The organism is Ralstonia sp. RL, from assembly GCF_001683835.1.
In the GTDB taxonomy this organism is placed as follows: Bacteria; Pseudomonadota; Gammaproteobacteria; order Burkholderiales; family Burkholderiaceae; genus Ralstonia; species Ralstonia mannitolilytica.
Window position 1 is genome coordinate 1 of the sequence record NZ_LWRX01000174.1, and the last position, 13,234, is coordinate 13,234.

The 13,234-nt window shown below is 66.2% G+C and carries 12 protein-coding genes; 3 read left to right on the top strand and 9 right to left on the bottom strand.

Annotated elements, in window-relative coordinates; all coding sequences use genetic code 11:
• From A6M56_RS17430 to A6M56_RS17445, 4 genes are all read right to left on the bottom strand, one after another.
• Positions 1 to 546 (bottom strand): DUF3683 domain-containing protein (locus A6M56_RS17430; RefSeq protein ID WP_286758258.1); only part of this gene is annotated, 546 nt, incomplete at its 3' end.
• A gap of 198 nt (positions 547 to 744) precedes the next feature.
• Positions 745 to 1,326, bottom strand: a complete 582-nt coding sequence (locus tag A6M56_RS17435) for a YqaA family protein (protein WP_102080720.1) — start codon at positions 1,324 to 1,326, stop codon at positions 745 to 747.
• Positions 1,327 to 1,383: 57 nt separating this feature from the next.
• The gene (locus A6M56_RS17440; protein WP_062739079.1) at positions 1,384 to 2,631 is read right to left on the bottom strand and encodes a spore maturation protein; all 1,248 of its coding nucleotides are present in this window, start codon (positions 2,629 to 2,631) and stop codon (positions 1,384 to 1,386) included.
• 31 nt (positions 2,632 to 2,662) lie between these two features.
• Positions 2,663 to 3,589 (bottom strand): ion channel, encoded by a 927-nt coding sequence (locus A6M56_RS17445; RefSeq protein WP_062739080.1) that lies wholly within the window; start codon positions 3,587 to 3,589, stop codon positions 2,663 to 2,665.
• A gap of 133 nt (positions 3,590 to 3,722) precedes the next feature.
• On the opposite strand from A6M56_RS17445, the gene ilvA reads away from it, so the two are divergent.
• From ilvA to A6M56_RS17460, 3 genes are all read left to right on the top strand, one after another.
• On the top strand, positions 3,723 to 5,243 hold the full coding sequence (gene ilvA, locus A6M56_RS17450; protein WP_045785775.1) for a threonine ammonia-lyase, biosynthetic: 1,521 nt from the start codon (positions 3,723 to 3,725) through the stop codon (positions 5,241 to 5,243).
• Positions 5,243 to 6,079 carry an NADPH-dependent 7-cyano-7-deazaguanine reductase QueF gene (gene queF, locus A6M56_RS17455; protein ID WP_045785774.1) on the top strand — a complete coding sequence of 279 codons (837 nt, stop codon included), beginning with the start codon at positions 5,243 to 5,245 and terminating at the stop codon, positions 6,077 to 6,079. The genes ilvA and queF overlap by 1 nt, the downstream gene beginning before the upstream one ends.
• A 223-nt stretch (positions 6,080 to 6,302) precedes the next feature.
• The gene (locus A6M56_RS17460; RefSeq protein ID WP_286758259.1) at positions 6,303 to 7,613 is read left to right on the top strand and encodes an acetate kinase; all 1,311 of its coding nucleotides are present in this window, start codon (positions 6,303 to 6,305) and stop codon (positions 7,611 to 7,613) included.
• A gap of 1 nt (position 7,614) precedes the next feature.
• Here the strand turns inward: A6M56_RS17460 and A6M56_RS17465 are convergent, their stop codons facing one another.
• The 5 genes from A6M56_RS17465 to A6M56_RS17485 all read right to left on the bottom strand — a co-directional run bounded on the left by A6M56_RS17465 (position 7,615) and on the right by A6M56_RS17485 (position 13,168).
• Positions 7,615 to 8,160, bottom strand: coding sequence for a hypothetical protein (locus tag A6M56_RS17465; protein ID WP_102080718.1), 546 nt, complete (start codon positions 8,158 to 8,160; stop codon positions 7,615 to 7,617).
• 45 nt (positions 8,161 to 8,205) lie between these two features.
• Entirely contained in the window at positions 8,206 to 8,889 is a 684-nt protein-coding gene (locus A6M56_RS17470) for a C39 family peptidase (protein ID WP_045785771.1), read from the bottom strand.
• A gap of 16 nt (positions 8,890 to 8,905) precedes the next feature.
• On the bottom strand, positions 8,906 to 9,340 hold the full coding sequence (locus A6M56_RS17475) for a hypothetical protein (RefSeq protein WP_045785770.1): 435 nt from the start codon (positions 9,338 to 9,340) through the stop codon (positions 8,906 to 8,908).
• A gap of 123 nt (positions 9,341 to 9,463) precedes the next feature.
• Complete coding sequence (locus A6M56_RS17480) at positions 9,464 to 10,753, bottom strand: hypothetical protein (RefSeq protein WP_102080717.1); 1,290 nt, start codon at positions 10,751 to 10,753, stop codon at positions 9,464 to 9,466.
• Between the two features lie 699 nt (positions 10,754 to 11,452).
• Positions 11,453 to 13,168, bottom strand: a complete 1,716-nt coding sequence (locus A6M56_RS17485; protein WP_102080716.1) for an AMP-binding protein — start codon at positions 13,166 to 13,168, stop codon at positions 11,453 to 11,455.
• Between the last annotated feature and the right edge of the window lie 66 nt (positions 13,169 to 13,234).

Genomic DNA, 13,234 nt, shown 5'->3' on the forward strand with positions numbered 1-13,234 from the left:
GTCGGTCACGTGCGACACGCGCGACAGGCCGTCGAACTTGATGTTGTCCTTGGCCGTCACGCGGCCGAGCACTTTCTGCGCGCGGCGGCGCAGGTCGTACACCTGGGCGAATTCTTCCTGGAACGCCTTGACGGCGCGGCGCGCGTGCACGACGAGCTGCTCGACCTTCTTGGCGCGCTCATCGCCTTCGGGGTCGTGATGCGAATCGTGGTCGGCCACGCGGCGCTTCTCGATCTCCGCCAGGCGGTGATTGAGTGCGTCGATCAGCATCTGGCGGCGCTTCGGGTTGTCGAGCAGGTCGTCCTGCAGATACGGGTTGCGACGCACCACCCAGATGTCGCCCAGCACTTCGTACAGCATGCGCGCCGATCGGCCGGTGCGACGCTCGCCGCGCAGCTCGTCGAGGATCTGCCACGCAGACTCGCCCAGCAGACGGATGACGATTTCCCGATCCGAGAACGAGGTGTAGTTGTAGGGAATCTCGCGCAGCCGGGGCGCAGCGTCCTGCGCCGCGAGTTTGGCGTCGATCAGAAGTGGGGCGTTCATGGCGAGCCGCGGGGAGGGAGCGCGGCAAAGCAGGTGTCGGCCGCGCGGTCTTTAAAGCGCGATTGTACTGCAAGGTTCACCGTTGATGCGTTGCAACAACGGTATCCCTGCCGGTCGCATGGGCGCGAAAACCGCCACGTTTTCAATGGCTTGCGAAAAGTGTGGCCGCAACCGAGTGGAGCCTGCACCACGCAAACGTCACATCAGGAGGGTCTTGATCCAGCCGAGGATGCCGTGCCAGAAGCCGTCCGGCAGGGTCAGCAGCGCCGTCGTCATGACGAGGTAGCGCAGGAATTTGCCGATGGCCATGTACATGACGCTGGGCCAGAAACGCAGCCGCAGCCACCCGGCGAGCGTGCAGAGCGGATCGCCGATGCCCGGCAGCCACGACACCAGCAGCGACACCGGCCCGATGCGGCGCATCCAGCGGAAATACTTCTTGTCGAGCGGGGGCGCGCGGTGGCGCTTGGGGTGCGGCACGTGGTGGGCGTGCTCGGCGTTGTGCTCGCGACGACGGCGCGCCAGGTGGATGCGCACCAGCGCGAGCTTGGCCGCATAGCCCATCCACCAATCGACCGCACCGCCCAGCGTATTGCCCAGCGTCGCAACGATGACGGCCGGCCAGAACATCTCGGGATTGAGCTTGATGTAAGCGAAGACGGCCGGTTCAGACCCCAGCGGCAACAGCGTCGCCGAGATGAAGCTGACGACGAAGATGGCGGGCAGCCCGACCTTGGGCAGGGCAAGGGTGGCAAAAAGCGTGTCGATCCACTGTTCCATGCGGTCGATTGTAGTGGGCGTGCAGCGCACACGCCGCCCCGGAGTCGCCCTGACCCGTCAGGCGAAGAACAGATACGCGACCAGAACCGCGCCGACCAGCCCGATCAGGTCGGCCCACAGCCCGCACGCCAGCGCGTAGCGCGTGTCCTTGATGCCGACGCTGCCGAAGTACACGGCCAGCACGTAGAACGTGGTCTCGGTCGAGCCCTGGATGATGGCGGCCAGCCTGCCCTGGAAGGAATCCACGCCGTAGGTCGTCATCACGTCGACCATCAGGCCCCGGGCGCCGGCCCCCGAGAGCGTCTTCATGATGCCGACGGGCAGCGCCGGCACGAAGCGCGTGTCGATACCGAGGTGCGAGAACAGCGCGGAGAGCCCCTGCATCAGGAAATCCATGCAGCCCGCCGCGCGGAACACCGCAATGCCGACCAGCACCGCCACGAGGTACGGGACGATGCCGATCGCCACCTGGAAGCCGTCTTTCGCGCCGTCCACGAAGGTCTCGTAGACATTGATGCGGCGAATTGCCCCACACGCCAGGAACGCCACCACGATGGTGAGGATGGCCCCCGCGCCGATCAGGCCGATCCACGCGGCCATCTGCTGCGGCGGAAACTGGCGCAGCCACGCAAACAGCAAGCCCATCACCGCGACAAAGCCGCCAAAGTACGCCAGCAGCGCCGGCTTGAACAGGTTGATGCGCTGATACCACGCCACGGCCGCAATGCCTGCGCAGAAGCCGATGAACGTGGACAACAGCGTCGGCAGGAAAATGTCCGCCGCATTGAAGCCGACCAGGCCCTGCTTGACCGCCATGGCCTGGCGGATGGCGATGACGGAGGTCGGCACCAGCGTCACCCCGGCCGTGTTGAGCACCACGAACATCAGTTGCGCATCGCTGGCGCGCTGCGGCTGCGGATTGATCTGCTGCAGCTCGCGCATCGCCTGCAGGCCGAGGGGCGTGGCGGCGTTGTCCAGCCCCAGCACGTTGGCCGACACGTTCATCATCATCGCGCCGTTGGCCGGGTGGCCGGCGGGCACGGACGGAAACAGGTGCCGCATCAGCGGGTTCACGAGCCGCGCAAACAGATCGACCACGCCGGCGCGCTCGCCCACGCGCATGATGCCGAGCCACAGCGCCATCATGCCGGTCAGGCCGATGGCGATTTCGAAGCCGGTGCGCGCGGCATCGAACATGCCGGTCAGCATGCGGGAGAAGACCTCCATGTCGCCCAGCACGACCTGCACGCACGCGGTGACGAAGGCGATGAGGAAAAAGCCGAGCCAGACGAGGTTGAGAGCCACGGGAGTTGCGCGTTGAAAGCCGACGAGGCGCTCATTGTGCCTGCGGCGGCGCCTCGGCCGGGGTGCCGATCGGCTCGATCTTGTGGAAGTTGTCGTAGTCAACCGTGGTCACGCCGTCTTCTTCGTGAATCAGGTCGAGATAGCGATGATTCCAGCGGATCGCGTCGTGCCGCCACGAATGGCGCGCCTGGACGGTCTGCGCGGCCGTCTCGTCAGCGCCTTCGATCGTGAGCAATAGCAGGGCGTCCACGGCGGCGAGCGATTCCGCCGTGGCGTTGTACAAGGGGCTGGTCTCGTCGATGACGTGCATCATGACCCAGCCGAGCAGGAAGATCGGATGCTCGCTGCGCTCGAGCTTGAGGTCGCGGATCTTGTAGATGGAATAGCCTTCCGGCGAGCGTTCGTCCTGCATCAGCCGCAGCCGTGCCGTGGCCTCCGCAATGACGTTCTGACGCGCATTCGCCGCGCGGAGCATCAGCGTGGGCGTGCCGTTGATGGTGCGCACGACCGGATGGCGGGCAAACAGGATCTTGGCCCGCGGGCGCGAAAACCGCGCAAACACCAGCCCCGTCGCCATGGCGATGCCCGACATGCCAATGAAGATCTCCAGCGTCGCGATGATGTGGGCGTACACCGTCTGCGGGTGCATGTCGCCGTAGCCGACGGTGGCGAGCGTCTCGACGCTGAAGAAGAACGCCCCAAGGAAGCCCGGCGGCGACTGGTTCGCGATGGATGCATCGCCGAGCGAATACAACCCGGCAAACACCGCGTTGAGCGCCAGGAACATCGTGGCCAGCAACGCAAAGAAGGTCGGCCAATTCACTTCCAGCGCGTGGTGGTAGACGTCGCGCCAGCCCAGCGGCGGCATGCCGTACGCAATGACGTGCTGCGTGCCCGACCAGATCTTGCGGCCCCGGCGTGGCCTGGAACGCTTGGAGGAAGACGACGGGGTATGCATGGGGAGCCTCGCGCCGATGGGGAGCCGCACCCCTGTGGCGCGGCCGGGGCAGTGTACCCAGCACCCCGCCCGGCCGGCAAGGCGACGCATGATAGGCTTACGGGCTATCCCCAAGTCCAACCCGGTCCGCACCATGGCCATCGATTACCTCAAGAAAATCCTGACCGCGAAGGTCTATGACGTCGCGCAGGAAACCGAGCTCAAGTTCGCGCCGAACCTGTCGGCGCGCACCGGCAACCGCGTCTACCTCAAGCGCGAGGATGACCAGCCGGTGTTCTCGTTCAAGCTGCGCGGCGCCTACAACAAGATGGCCTCGCTCACGCCGGCCGAGCGCAAGCGCGGGGTGATTACGGCATCGGCGGGCAACCATGCCCAGGGGGTCGCGTTCAGCGCGGCGCGCATGGAATGCAAGGCGATCATCTGCATGCCCGTGACGACGCCGCAGCTCAAGATCGACGGCGTGCGGTCGCGCGGCGGCGATTGGGTCGAGGTCGTGCTGCACGGCGAGAGCTACTCCGACGCCTACAACCACGCCGTCAAGCTGCAGGAAAAGCACGGCTACACCTTCGTGCACCCGTTCGACGACCCGGAAGTCATCGCCGGCCAGGGCACCATCGCCATGGAGATCCTGCGCCAGCATCCGCAGCCGATCCATGCGATCTTCTGCGCGATCGGGGGCGGGGGGCTGATCTCGGGCATCGCGGCGTACGTCAAGGCCGTGCGGCCGGACATCAAGGTGATCGGCGTGCAGAGCGTCGAGTCCGATGCGATGGCCCGCTCGGTGGCCGCCGGCAAGCGCGTCGAACTGAAGGACGTGGGCCTGTTTGCCGATGGCACGGCCGTCAAGCTGGTGGGCAAGGAGACCTTCCGCCTCACGCGCGAACTGGTCGACGAGATCCTCACCGTGGACACCGATGCGATCTGCGCGGCGCTCAAGGATGTGTTCCAGGACACGCGCAGCCTGCTGGAGCCGTCGGGCGCGCTTGCCATCGCGGGCCTGAAGCTGTACGCCGAACAGAGCAAGCTGAAGAACGAATCGCTGGTGGCCGTGGCCAGCGGCGCGAACATGAACTTCGACCGCCTGCGCTTCGTGGCCGAGCGCGCCGAAGTGGGCGAGGCGCGCGAAGCCGTGTTTGCCGTGACGATTCCGGAAGAGCGCGGCAGCTTCAAGCGCTTCTGCGAGCTGGTCGGCTGGTCGCGCAACGTGACGGAGTTCAACTACCGCATTGCCAGCAAGGACGCCGCGCACATCTTCGTGGGCGTGCAAATTGCGTCGCGCGCAGAGGGCGACAAGATCGCCGAGAACTTCCGCAAGCACGGATTCCCGACGCTGGACCTCTCGAACGACGAACTCGCCAAGCAGCACATCCGCTACATGGTGGGCGGGCGCTCGCCGCTCGCCGAGAACGAACTGCTGTATCGCTTTGAATTCCCCGAGCGGCCGGGCGCGCTGATGAAGTTCCTCTCGAGCATGAGCCCGAACTGGAACATCAGCCTGTTCCATTACCGGAACCAGGGGGCGGACTCGAGCAACATCCTCGTCGGCATCCAGGTGCCGAAGAACGAGAAGCGCGAGTTCAAGGCGTTCCTCGCCACGCTCGGCTATACCTATTGGGACGAGAGCGAAAACCCCGTCTACAGCCTGTTTTTGTGATGCACAACCAACCCGAACATTCGCCGCTGGGCAAGACCTCCGCTTACAAGACGGAATACGACCCGAGCCTGCTCTTTCCCATTCCGCGCCAGGGCAAGCGCGACGAGATCGGCCTGCCCGCCGGCACCGCCCTGCCCTTCTTTGGCGTAGACCTGTGGAACCTGTATGAGCTGTCTTGGCTGAACCTCAAGGGCAAGCCGCAGGTGGCGGTGGGCACGGTGATCGTGCCGGCGGATTCGCCCAACATCGTGGAATCGAAGTCGTTCAAGCTCTACCTGAACTCGTTCAACCAGACGAAGGTAGCTTCGCACGAAGCGCTGCAGCAGTTGATCCACCACGATCTGTCGGAGGCGTGCGGCGCGCCGGTGCAGGTGCGCATCGTGCCGCAGGAGGAGTTTGCGCGGCAGAAGATGGGTGAGCTCGACGGCCTGCTGCTTGATCGGCTGGACATCGAAACCGACATCTACCAGCCCGCTCCCGAACTGCTGCAGGCCGACGGGAACGAAAGCCCGGTGGAAGAAACGCTGGTCTCGCACCTGCTCAAGTCGAACTGCCTGGTGACGGGCCAGCCGGATTGGGGCAGCGTGCAGATCCGCTACGTGGGTGCGCCGATCAACCAGGAAGGGCTGCTCAAGTACCTGATCTCGTTCCGCGAGCACAACGAGTTCCACGAGCAATGCGTGGAACGCATCTTTACCGACATCCTGCGCCAGTGCCGGCCGGTCAAGCTGGCCGTGTATGCCCGCTATACGCGGCGCGGCGGGCTCGACATCAACCCGTTCCGCACGAACACCAATACGCCGTGGCCCGATAACCTGCGCAACGCACGTCAGTAAGCGCTGACGCTGCGCAAGACACGCCAGGCGCCTTCGGGCGCCTTTTTGTTGTCCGGGCGATCCGCCGAACGGGCGCGCCGGCCTCGTCCGTTTTGTGGACGCCGGCGCCCTATCGTTTCACGCCCGCTCGCCTATAGTGGTATCCGCATTCCGCCACCCGGGGGAAATCGTGAAGGGCCCATCCGCGTTTCGTGGACAGGGCGCTCTCGACGGGGACATCGCCATGAAGAACGCACCATGGGGGCCGCTTCACGCGGTTGCGTGCGCATGCCTGCTGCTATGCGGCAGGTCGGCACTTGCACAAGCCAACGGGCCGGTGGACGACAAGCCGCCCAGCCTGGAAGCGCTGCAGCGCGAGCTTGCCGATACGCAGGCGCGCCTGCAGGAGCTCAAGCGCTCGATCCAGCAGCAGGAAGCGCATCTGCGGCGCATGCGGCGCGCGCTCGGCATGAGCGAAGGCCGGCTCGACACCGTGCGCGGTGCCGGGGCACCGGGCGCGGCGGGCGATGTGTCGGAGATCGCGCAGACCGATCAGCCGGCGGCCACCCCCGTCGGCAAACCGCCGGAGCCTTCCGACCAGCCGCCGCGCATCGCGCAGATCTTCGACGAGCCAAGCGCCTTGACACCACCGGGCAAGGTGGTCGTCGAGCCGTCATTGCAGATGGCCTATTCGTCGTCGGACCGCGTGGCACTGGTGGGCTACACCATCATCCCGGCGCTGCTCATCGGGCTGATCGACGTACGACAAGTCAAGACGACCACGCTCACCGGTACGGTGGCCGTGCGCTATGGGCTCGCGCGACGCTGGGAACTGGAGGCGCGCGTGCCCTATGTCTACAGCACGAGCGACACCGTCAGCCGCGAGCTGTTCACCGGCACGGCGACGGATAATGCGTTCAGCTCGCACGGGCACGGCATCGGCGATGTGGAGCTGACCGCGCGCTACCAGCTCAATGCGGGCGGCGTCGACAAGCCGTTCTACATCGGCTGGCTGCGCTTCAAGACGCGCACCGGCAAGGATCCGTTCGACGTCACCACCGATTGCGTGACGCGCTGCGTGAGCAATACCACCGGCACCGGCCTGCCGCTGCAGCAGCCGACGGGCTCGGGGTTCTTCGCCGTACAGCCGGGGCTGACGTGGCTGTTCGCGACCGACCCCGCCGTGTTCTTCGGCAGCATCAGCTACCTGCACAACTTCGAGCGCAAGGATGTCAGCCTGAACCTCGTGGACGGCTCGAAGCAGTTCCTGGGCAACGTGAAGGCCGGCGACATCATCGGCCTGAACTTCGGCATGGGGCTGGCGCTGAACGAAAAGGCGTCGTTCTCCATCGGCTACGACCAGAGCATCATCGCGCCGACCAAGCAGAACGGCCAACGCGTGCCGGGCTCGGTGCGAACCATTCTCGGCACATTGCTGGTCGGCTATTCGTACCGGCTCTCGCCCAAGATGACGCTGAACCTGTCGGTGGGTGCTGGCCTCACGCGCGACACGCCGGACCTGACCGTCACGCTGCGTCTGCCGATCCAGTTCTAGCTCAGTGCAGCAGGGTGACGACGTTGGCCAGGGCACCCTGCAGTACGTTGGAGAGATTCAGCTGCCGGAACTGCGGCAGGCTGTTGACCGCTGCGTTGATCGTCGTCACGGCTTGCAACGTCTGGTTGTTCAGACTGTTCTGGATGACCGTGGCCGCTGCAGCCGCGCCGGCGCCCACATCGGGCGGCGCGACATTGTTCGGGCCGTTCTGCACGAGGTTGACCGTGTTGACCACCGAGGCCAGTTGCTGCGCCTGCGTGGCCGTCATGCGTGCCACGTCGGGGATGTTCACCGATGCGCTCGCCACCAGCTCGCCGTTGATGTAGACCGCGCGGTCGATGCCGAACGAGATGTGCAGCCCTGCAAGCGCGGGCACATCGAAGCCGCCGCGCATGTCGTCGAGCTTGTCTTCGGACACGGCGTGCCAGGCATGGACCGGGTTGTTGTCCATGCTGTCCATGCCGGCCGCACACGCATGCCCGGCCGCAGCCAGCGCAAGCCATCCTGCACATCCCGCAGCCCGCGCCACCTTGCCAAACCGCTTCATGATGCCCTCCTGCCCGACCAGCGAATGAGCACCCGCAAACGACGCTCAGAAGTCGGACGGACCATGCTTGGGAACGACGATGTTGCCCAGGCCGCTGCGGTCCATGCCTTCCTCCAGCGGCGCACGCGGTGCCACGCGCCAGTCCGATGAAGCGTTGAACGTCGCCCTCGCCTCGCGGTTGTGGACGACGAACAGCAAATGGTTGTCCCACATGCTCTCGAAGCTCGCACGCGGAATCGCACGCGTGCCCATGGCCGGATCGCCCACGAGCACGCGCCCTTCCTGCACGCCCTTGACCACCACGAAGTGGTGATAGCCGTTCTCGGTCAACAGCACGATGGCCGGCAAGTGGGCGTCCTTCAATGCATCCAGCGGCTGCTCGAAACCATCCGCCTCAAAGCCCAGAGAGGCCAGATAGCGTTTGATGTCGAGCAGCGAAAAGCCTTCTCGCCGGATCTTCTCCTGGTTGCCATGCTCGTACATGGCCTGGAACACGGTCTGCTCGCTCACGGGGTAGCCGTACTGATACGTGAGCAGCGTCGCCACCGCGGCCGACCCGCAACTGAAGTCGAAACGCTGATGCACGGTGCGCAGGTAGCGCGCGGCCTTCATGCTCGTCACCGGCACGGCATAGGTGCCGCCGCCCGTGCCGAGCATGTCGATCGCGCCCGCCCACGCGGGCCCGCACGCTAGCGCCATCAGCACCGCACCCAGCGTCTTGCGCATCATTCCGTCCTTCACAAGCTCAAGGCCGGAACTGCACGTTGACGATGGTGGCGTTCTGGATCAGCACGTTCGCTCCGCTGTTCTGGATGACCGTGGGGATCCCGCTGGCATTGGCAAACGAGCCGTCGCGCACGATGTTCGACCCCGTCGCCACGTTCACGGCGGCGTTGTCGCTGACGGTGCCCGACAGGCGTGCGTCATTGACGGTCTGGTAGAGATCCTGCGTGCCGCCGCGATAGCTGTCGAGCCGATCTGCGCCCACCGCATGACCGAACCCAGGCACCGACACGGCCGCGGCGACCGGGGGACGCGCCGCTTCCGTGTTGGCGACCTGCGCACCGTCTGCGATCGGCACATCGTCCGCTGCCATCGCTGCTGCCGCTGGCCACACTGCCAGGCCGCATGCCAGCCACCATGCCGCCCATCCTGCTGTGGTTCTTCTGTCGGATCGCATCGAGTGTCTCCTCTACGCTCCAACTGCGGGCCGGACCGCCGCTGCATTCCGGCCCCATCCACCGTCATGCGCGAAGCTTCATCGCTTGCGCCGCGGCACTTCCCCGCTCATGCCCGTACCGGGCTACTTGCCCACATTCAGGTTGGCCTGCACGTTGATGCTTTGCTGGATGAGGGAAGCGAAGCCGCTGTTCTGGTTCGCCACCATCACGCCTGCTGCAGACTGGCCGACGCTGGTCATGGCGTTAGACATGTTGAACGTGCCTGCGTCCACCATGACCGCACCGCCTGCGCCGCCCGTGCCACCGACCGCGCCATTGCCGACGCCGCCGTTGCCAACGCCGCCGGCACCGCCGGCCGCGCCGACTGCACCCACGGCGCCGTTGCCTGCCGTTGTCGACGCCGAGCCGTTGGTAGCGCTGCCGTTGGTGGCGCTGCCGCTGGCCCCACCCGTGCCTGCCACGTTGGTGGCTGCACCGCCGGCGGCGCCCGCACCGCCCGTGCTTGTGCCGGTGGCGCTGCTCGTGCCCGTGCCCGCACCCGCGGAGGCCGTGGCCGTGCCGCTGGTGGTGGCCCCGCCAGCCCCGCCTGCTCCGCCGGCCGATGCGCCGCCGCCGCCCGTGGCCGCGCCAGTGCCGCGATGGCGGTTCGCATCCCCACCGCTGGCGCTGGATGTGCCGCCCGCTCCGCCGCCACCGCCACCAGCTGCGCTGGTGCTGCCTGCTGCGCCGCCAAGCCCTGCGCCCAGGCTGGCAGACAGCGTGCCGGAGCTGCCGCCGTTACCGCCGCCACCGGCATCGCCAGCGGCATTGCCGCCATTGCCGCCGTTGCCCGCCACGGCACCGCCGTTGGTCGCGCTGCCGTGCGTGACGCTGCCCGAGCTGCCGCCCGCGCCACCGCTGCCGCCGGCGCCGCCCGCACCACCGCTGCCGCCGGCGCCCGTGCCGCCGTAGCCATATCCGCCACGCCCGCCGGCGCCGCCATTGGCCGACCCGCCATTGTTGGTAGCGACATTGCCGATGCCCGATACGCTGATGTTGGTCACGGCGCCGTCGAGCTTGGAGACGGCAATCGCCTTGCTGGTGTTGAAGGAGTTGGTGAACGTTGCCGTCGCCGTGCCGCCGTTGTTGGCAGCTGCGGTGCCGTAGCCGTCAGCGTTGGCCCAGCCGCTGTTGTCGCGGTTGCTGCCCTGGCTTTGGTTGTTGTGCTGATTCGAGTTGTCGGTTGCCGTGGTGGTTGTGGTGGTTGCCGTGCTCGTCGTCGTGTCTGTGCTGGTATTGGTTCTGGTGATGGTCGACGTGTTGGTCTGGGTCTTGTCGCCCGCGCCGGACGCCGTATTCCCGATGTCGGCCCATGCAACGCCAGAGACCCCCAATCCCATGGCGATCGCGGTGGCCAGTAAGGTCTTCTTCATAACGCACTCCATAAAGGTGAGAGGGACGGCGGGAAGCGCAGCCGCTCAGGCCGGTGCGCCTTGCCTGTGGGAAAAACATGACCCACCCCGGGGCGCCTCGTTTGCATAATCGGTGCCATCCTGGCGGCCGGCTCCACGTGCCCGTCCTAAGCGATTGAAAACGCGAAACATTCACCGGCCGCCCGCCCATGTGCCCGGGGCTTGGGGTGCAATGCTGTTGTGGCGGGTCACTTTTGGAGGTCCGCTTGCACCCGTTCGGTTTCAGCGCCGATACACCGCCGTGGCCCGCGCGCGATCACGGCATCCATGGGTTTGCGCGAAGAGGCAAGCCGCACGCGAGATTGGCGCGGCCACGGTGTCCGGGAGGGGCGATTCGGAAGGTGTTTCAGCGGTGATACATCGGCGCATCGTCGCTCACATTGCGTGAGCGACGGGGCACGGCCGCCCGGCCTCCGGTGGCGCACGTCGCGTGCGGTGGCACGCCGCGATGAGACGCACATCGCCCGCGCACAAGCTTGCGTTTCTGCTCGACTGCGAGCGCTTCCTATCGCGAAGACGCATGCGGCAAACGCGTCTCGGTTTCTACGCCGGGCGCCCAGGCGGGCGGAAAGCAACCGCGCGCGGCCAGCATCGTCATGACAGCGATGCGCCGCCGCGCGCGACCCGTTCGCATTTCAACCGCGAAACCGCAAGCCCGGTTCAGGCCGTGGCCGCCACCGTCAGCTTGAGCTCCTCGATCATGCGATCGCGCATGACGAACTTCTGCACCTTGCCCGTCACCGTCATCGGCATCTCGGTGACGAAGCGGATGTAGCGCGGGATCTTGTAATGCGCGATCTGCCCCTTGCAGAACTCGCGGATCTCGTCTTCCGTGGCCTGCTGGCCAGGCTTGAGCACGATCCACGCGCACACCTCTTCGCCGTACTTCGCATCGGGCACGCCGAATACATTGACGGCCTGCACCTTCGGATGGCGGAAGAGGAATTCCTCGATCTCGCGCGGGTAGACGTTCTCGCCACCGCGGATGAGCATGTCCTTCACGCGGCCGACGATGTTGCAGTAGCCCTCGGCATCGAACGTGGCGAGGTCGCCCGTGTGCATCCAGCCATCCTTGATCGATTCGGCCGTCTTGGCCTCGTCGTCCCAGTAGCCGAGCATGACCGAATAGCCCTTGGTACACAGCTCGCCCTTCTCGCCCACGGGCACCACGTTGCCCGCGCCATCCACCAGCTTGACCTGCAGATGCGGCTGGATGCGGCCGACGGTGGTCACGCGCTTGTCGAGCGGGTCGGTCACCGCGCTCTGGAACGACACGGGGCTCGTCTCCGTCATGCCGTAGGCGATCGTGACTTCGCGCAGGTTCATCTCCGAGACCACGCGCTTCATCACCTCGATCGGGCATGGGGAGCCCGCCATGATGCCGCCGCGCAGGCTCGATACATCGAACGTGCGAAAGTCCGGATGATCGAGCTGCGCGATGAACATGGTCGGCACGCCGTGCAGCTGCGTGCAGCGCTCGTCGGCCACGGTGCGCAGCGTGGCCAGCGGGTCGAACGCCTCTCCGGGGAACACCATGCAGGCGCCGGTGGCCGTGCACGTCAGCACCGACATCACCATGCCAAAGCAGTGATACAGCGGCACGGGAATGCACAGCCGGTCGCCCTCGCGCAGGTTCATCGCCATGGCAACGAAGCGCGCGTTGTTGACGACGTTCACGTGCGTGAGCGTGGCCCCCTTGGGCGCGCCCGTCGTGCCGCTGGTGAACTGGATGTTGATGGCGTCGTCCGGCGACAGCGCATTCGTGATCGCATCCAGCGCATCAACGGATACGTTTTTGCCGCGCGCGATGACGTCGGCAAAGTTGATCATGCCGGGTGTGCTGGCCTCGCCCATCCGGATGACCCAGCGCAGGGCAGGCAGCTTGGCTGATTGCAGTGCACCAGGCTGCGCGGTAGCCAGCTCGGGCGCCAGCGTCTGGAGCATCTCCAGGTAGCGCGACGTCTTGAACGCCTCCGCCGCCACGATCGCCTTGCAGCCGACCTTGTTCAGTGCGTATTCCAGCTCCGACAAGCGATACGCCGGATTGATGTTGACGAGGATGAGGCCCAGGCGCGCCGTCGCAAACTGCGTGAGCACCCACTCGACGCGATTCGGCGACCAGATGCCGATGCGGTCTCCGGGCTGCAAGCCAAGCGCATGCAGGCCCGCGGCCAGCGCATCGACCTGCTCCGCAAACGCGCGCCACGTCCAGCGCACGCCCTGCTCGCGAAACACGACGGCCTCCGCGTCCGGATGGCGCCGCACCGTGTCGGCCAGCAGCGCCGACACCGTCACGTGCGCCAGCGGCACCGACGTATCGCCCACCACGTACGACACACCGCCGCGCGGTCGGGAGTCAATACCTTCACCTGCCATGAATGTCTCCTGCGATCAATTGGGCCTTGTGGGCCTCGCTCGTTATGAATGGCTGTTCGTGCAGCG

What these genes read in the sequence shown, in the direction of transcription:
- A6M56_RS17445 (WP_062739080.1), bottom strand. Translation starts at nt 3,589, where the DNA reads ATGCATACCCCGTCGTCTTCCTCCAAGCGTTCCAGGCCACGCCGGGGC.
- A6M56_RS17480 (WP_102080717.1), bottom strand. Translation starts at nt 10,753, where the DNA reads ATGAAGAAGACCTTACTGGCCACCGCGATCGCCATGGGATTGGGGGTC.
- A6M56_RS17435 (WP_102080720.1), bottom strand. Translation starts at nt 1,326, where the DNA reads ATGGAACAGTGGATCGACACGCTTTTTGCCACCCTTGCCCTGCCCAAG.
- A6M56_RS17475 (WP_045785770.1), bottom strand. Translation starts at nt 9,340, where the DNA reads ATGCGATCCGACAGAAGAACCACAGCAGGATGGGCGGCATGGTGGCTG.
- A6M56_RS17460 (WP_286758259.1), top strand. Translation starts at nt 6,303, where the DNA reads ATGAAGAACGCACCATGGGGGCCGCTTCACGCGGTTGCGTGCGCATGC.
- queF (WP_045785774.1), top strand. Translation starts at nt 5,243, where the DNA reads ATGCACAACCAACCCGAACATTCGCCGCTGGGCAAGACCTCCGCTTAC.
- A6M56_RS17470 (WP_045785771.1), bottom strand. Translation starts at nt 8,889, where the DNA reads ATGATGCGCAAGACGCTGGGTGCGGTGCTGATGGCGCTAGCGTGCGGG.
- A6M56_RS17465 (WP_102080718.1), bottom strand. Translation starts at nt 8,160, where the DNA reads ATGAAGCGGTTTGGCAAGGTGGCGCGGGCTGCGGGATGTGCAGGATGG.
- ilvA (WP_045785775.1), top strand. Translation starts at nt 3,723, where the DNA reads ATGGCCATCGATTACCTCAAGAAAATCCTGACCGCGAAGGTCTATGAC.
- A6M56_RS17485 (WP_102080716.1), bottom strand. Translation starts at nt 13,168, where the DNA reads ATGGCAGGTGAAGGTATTGACTCCCGACCGCGCGGCGGTGTGTCGTAC.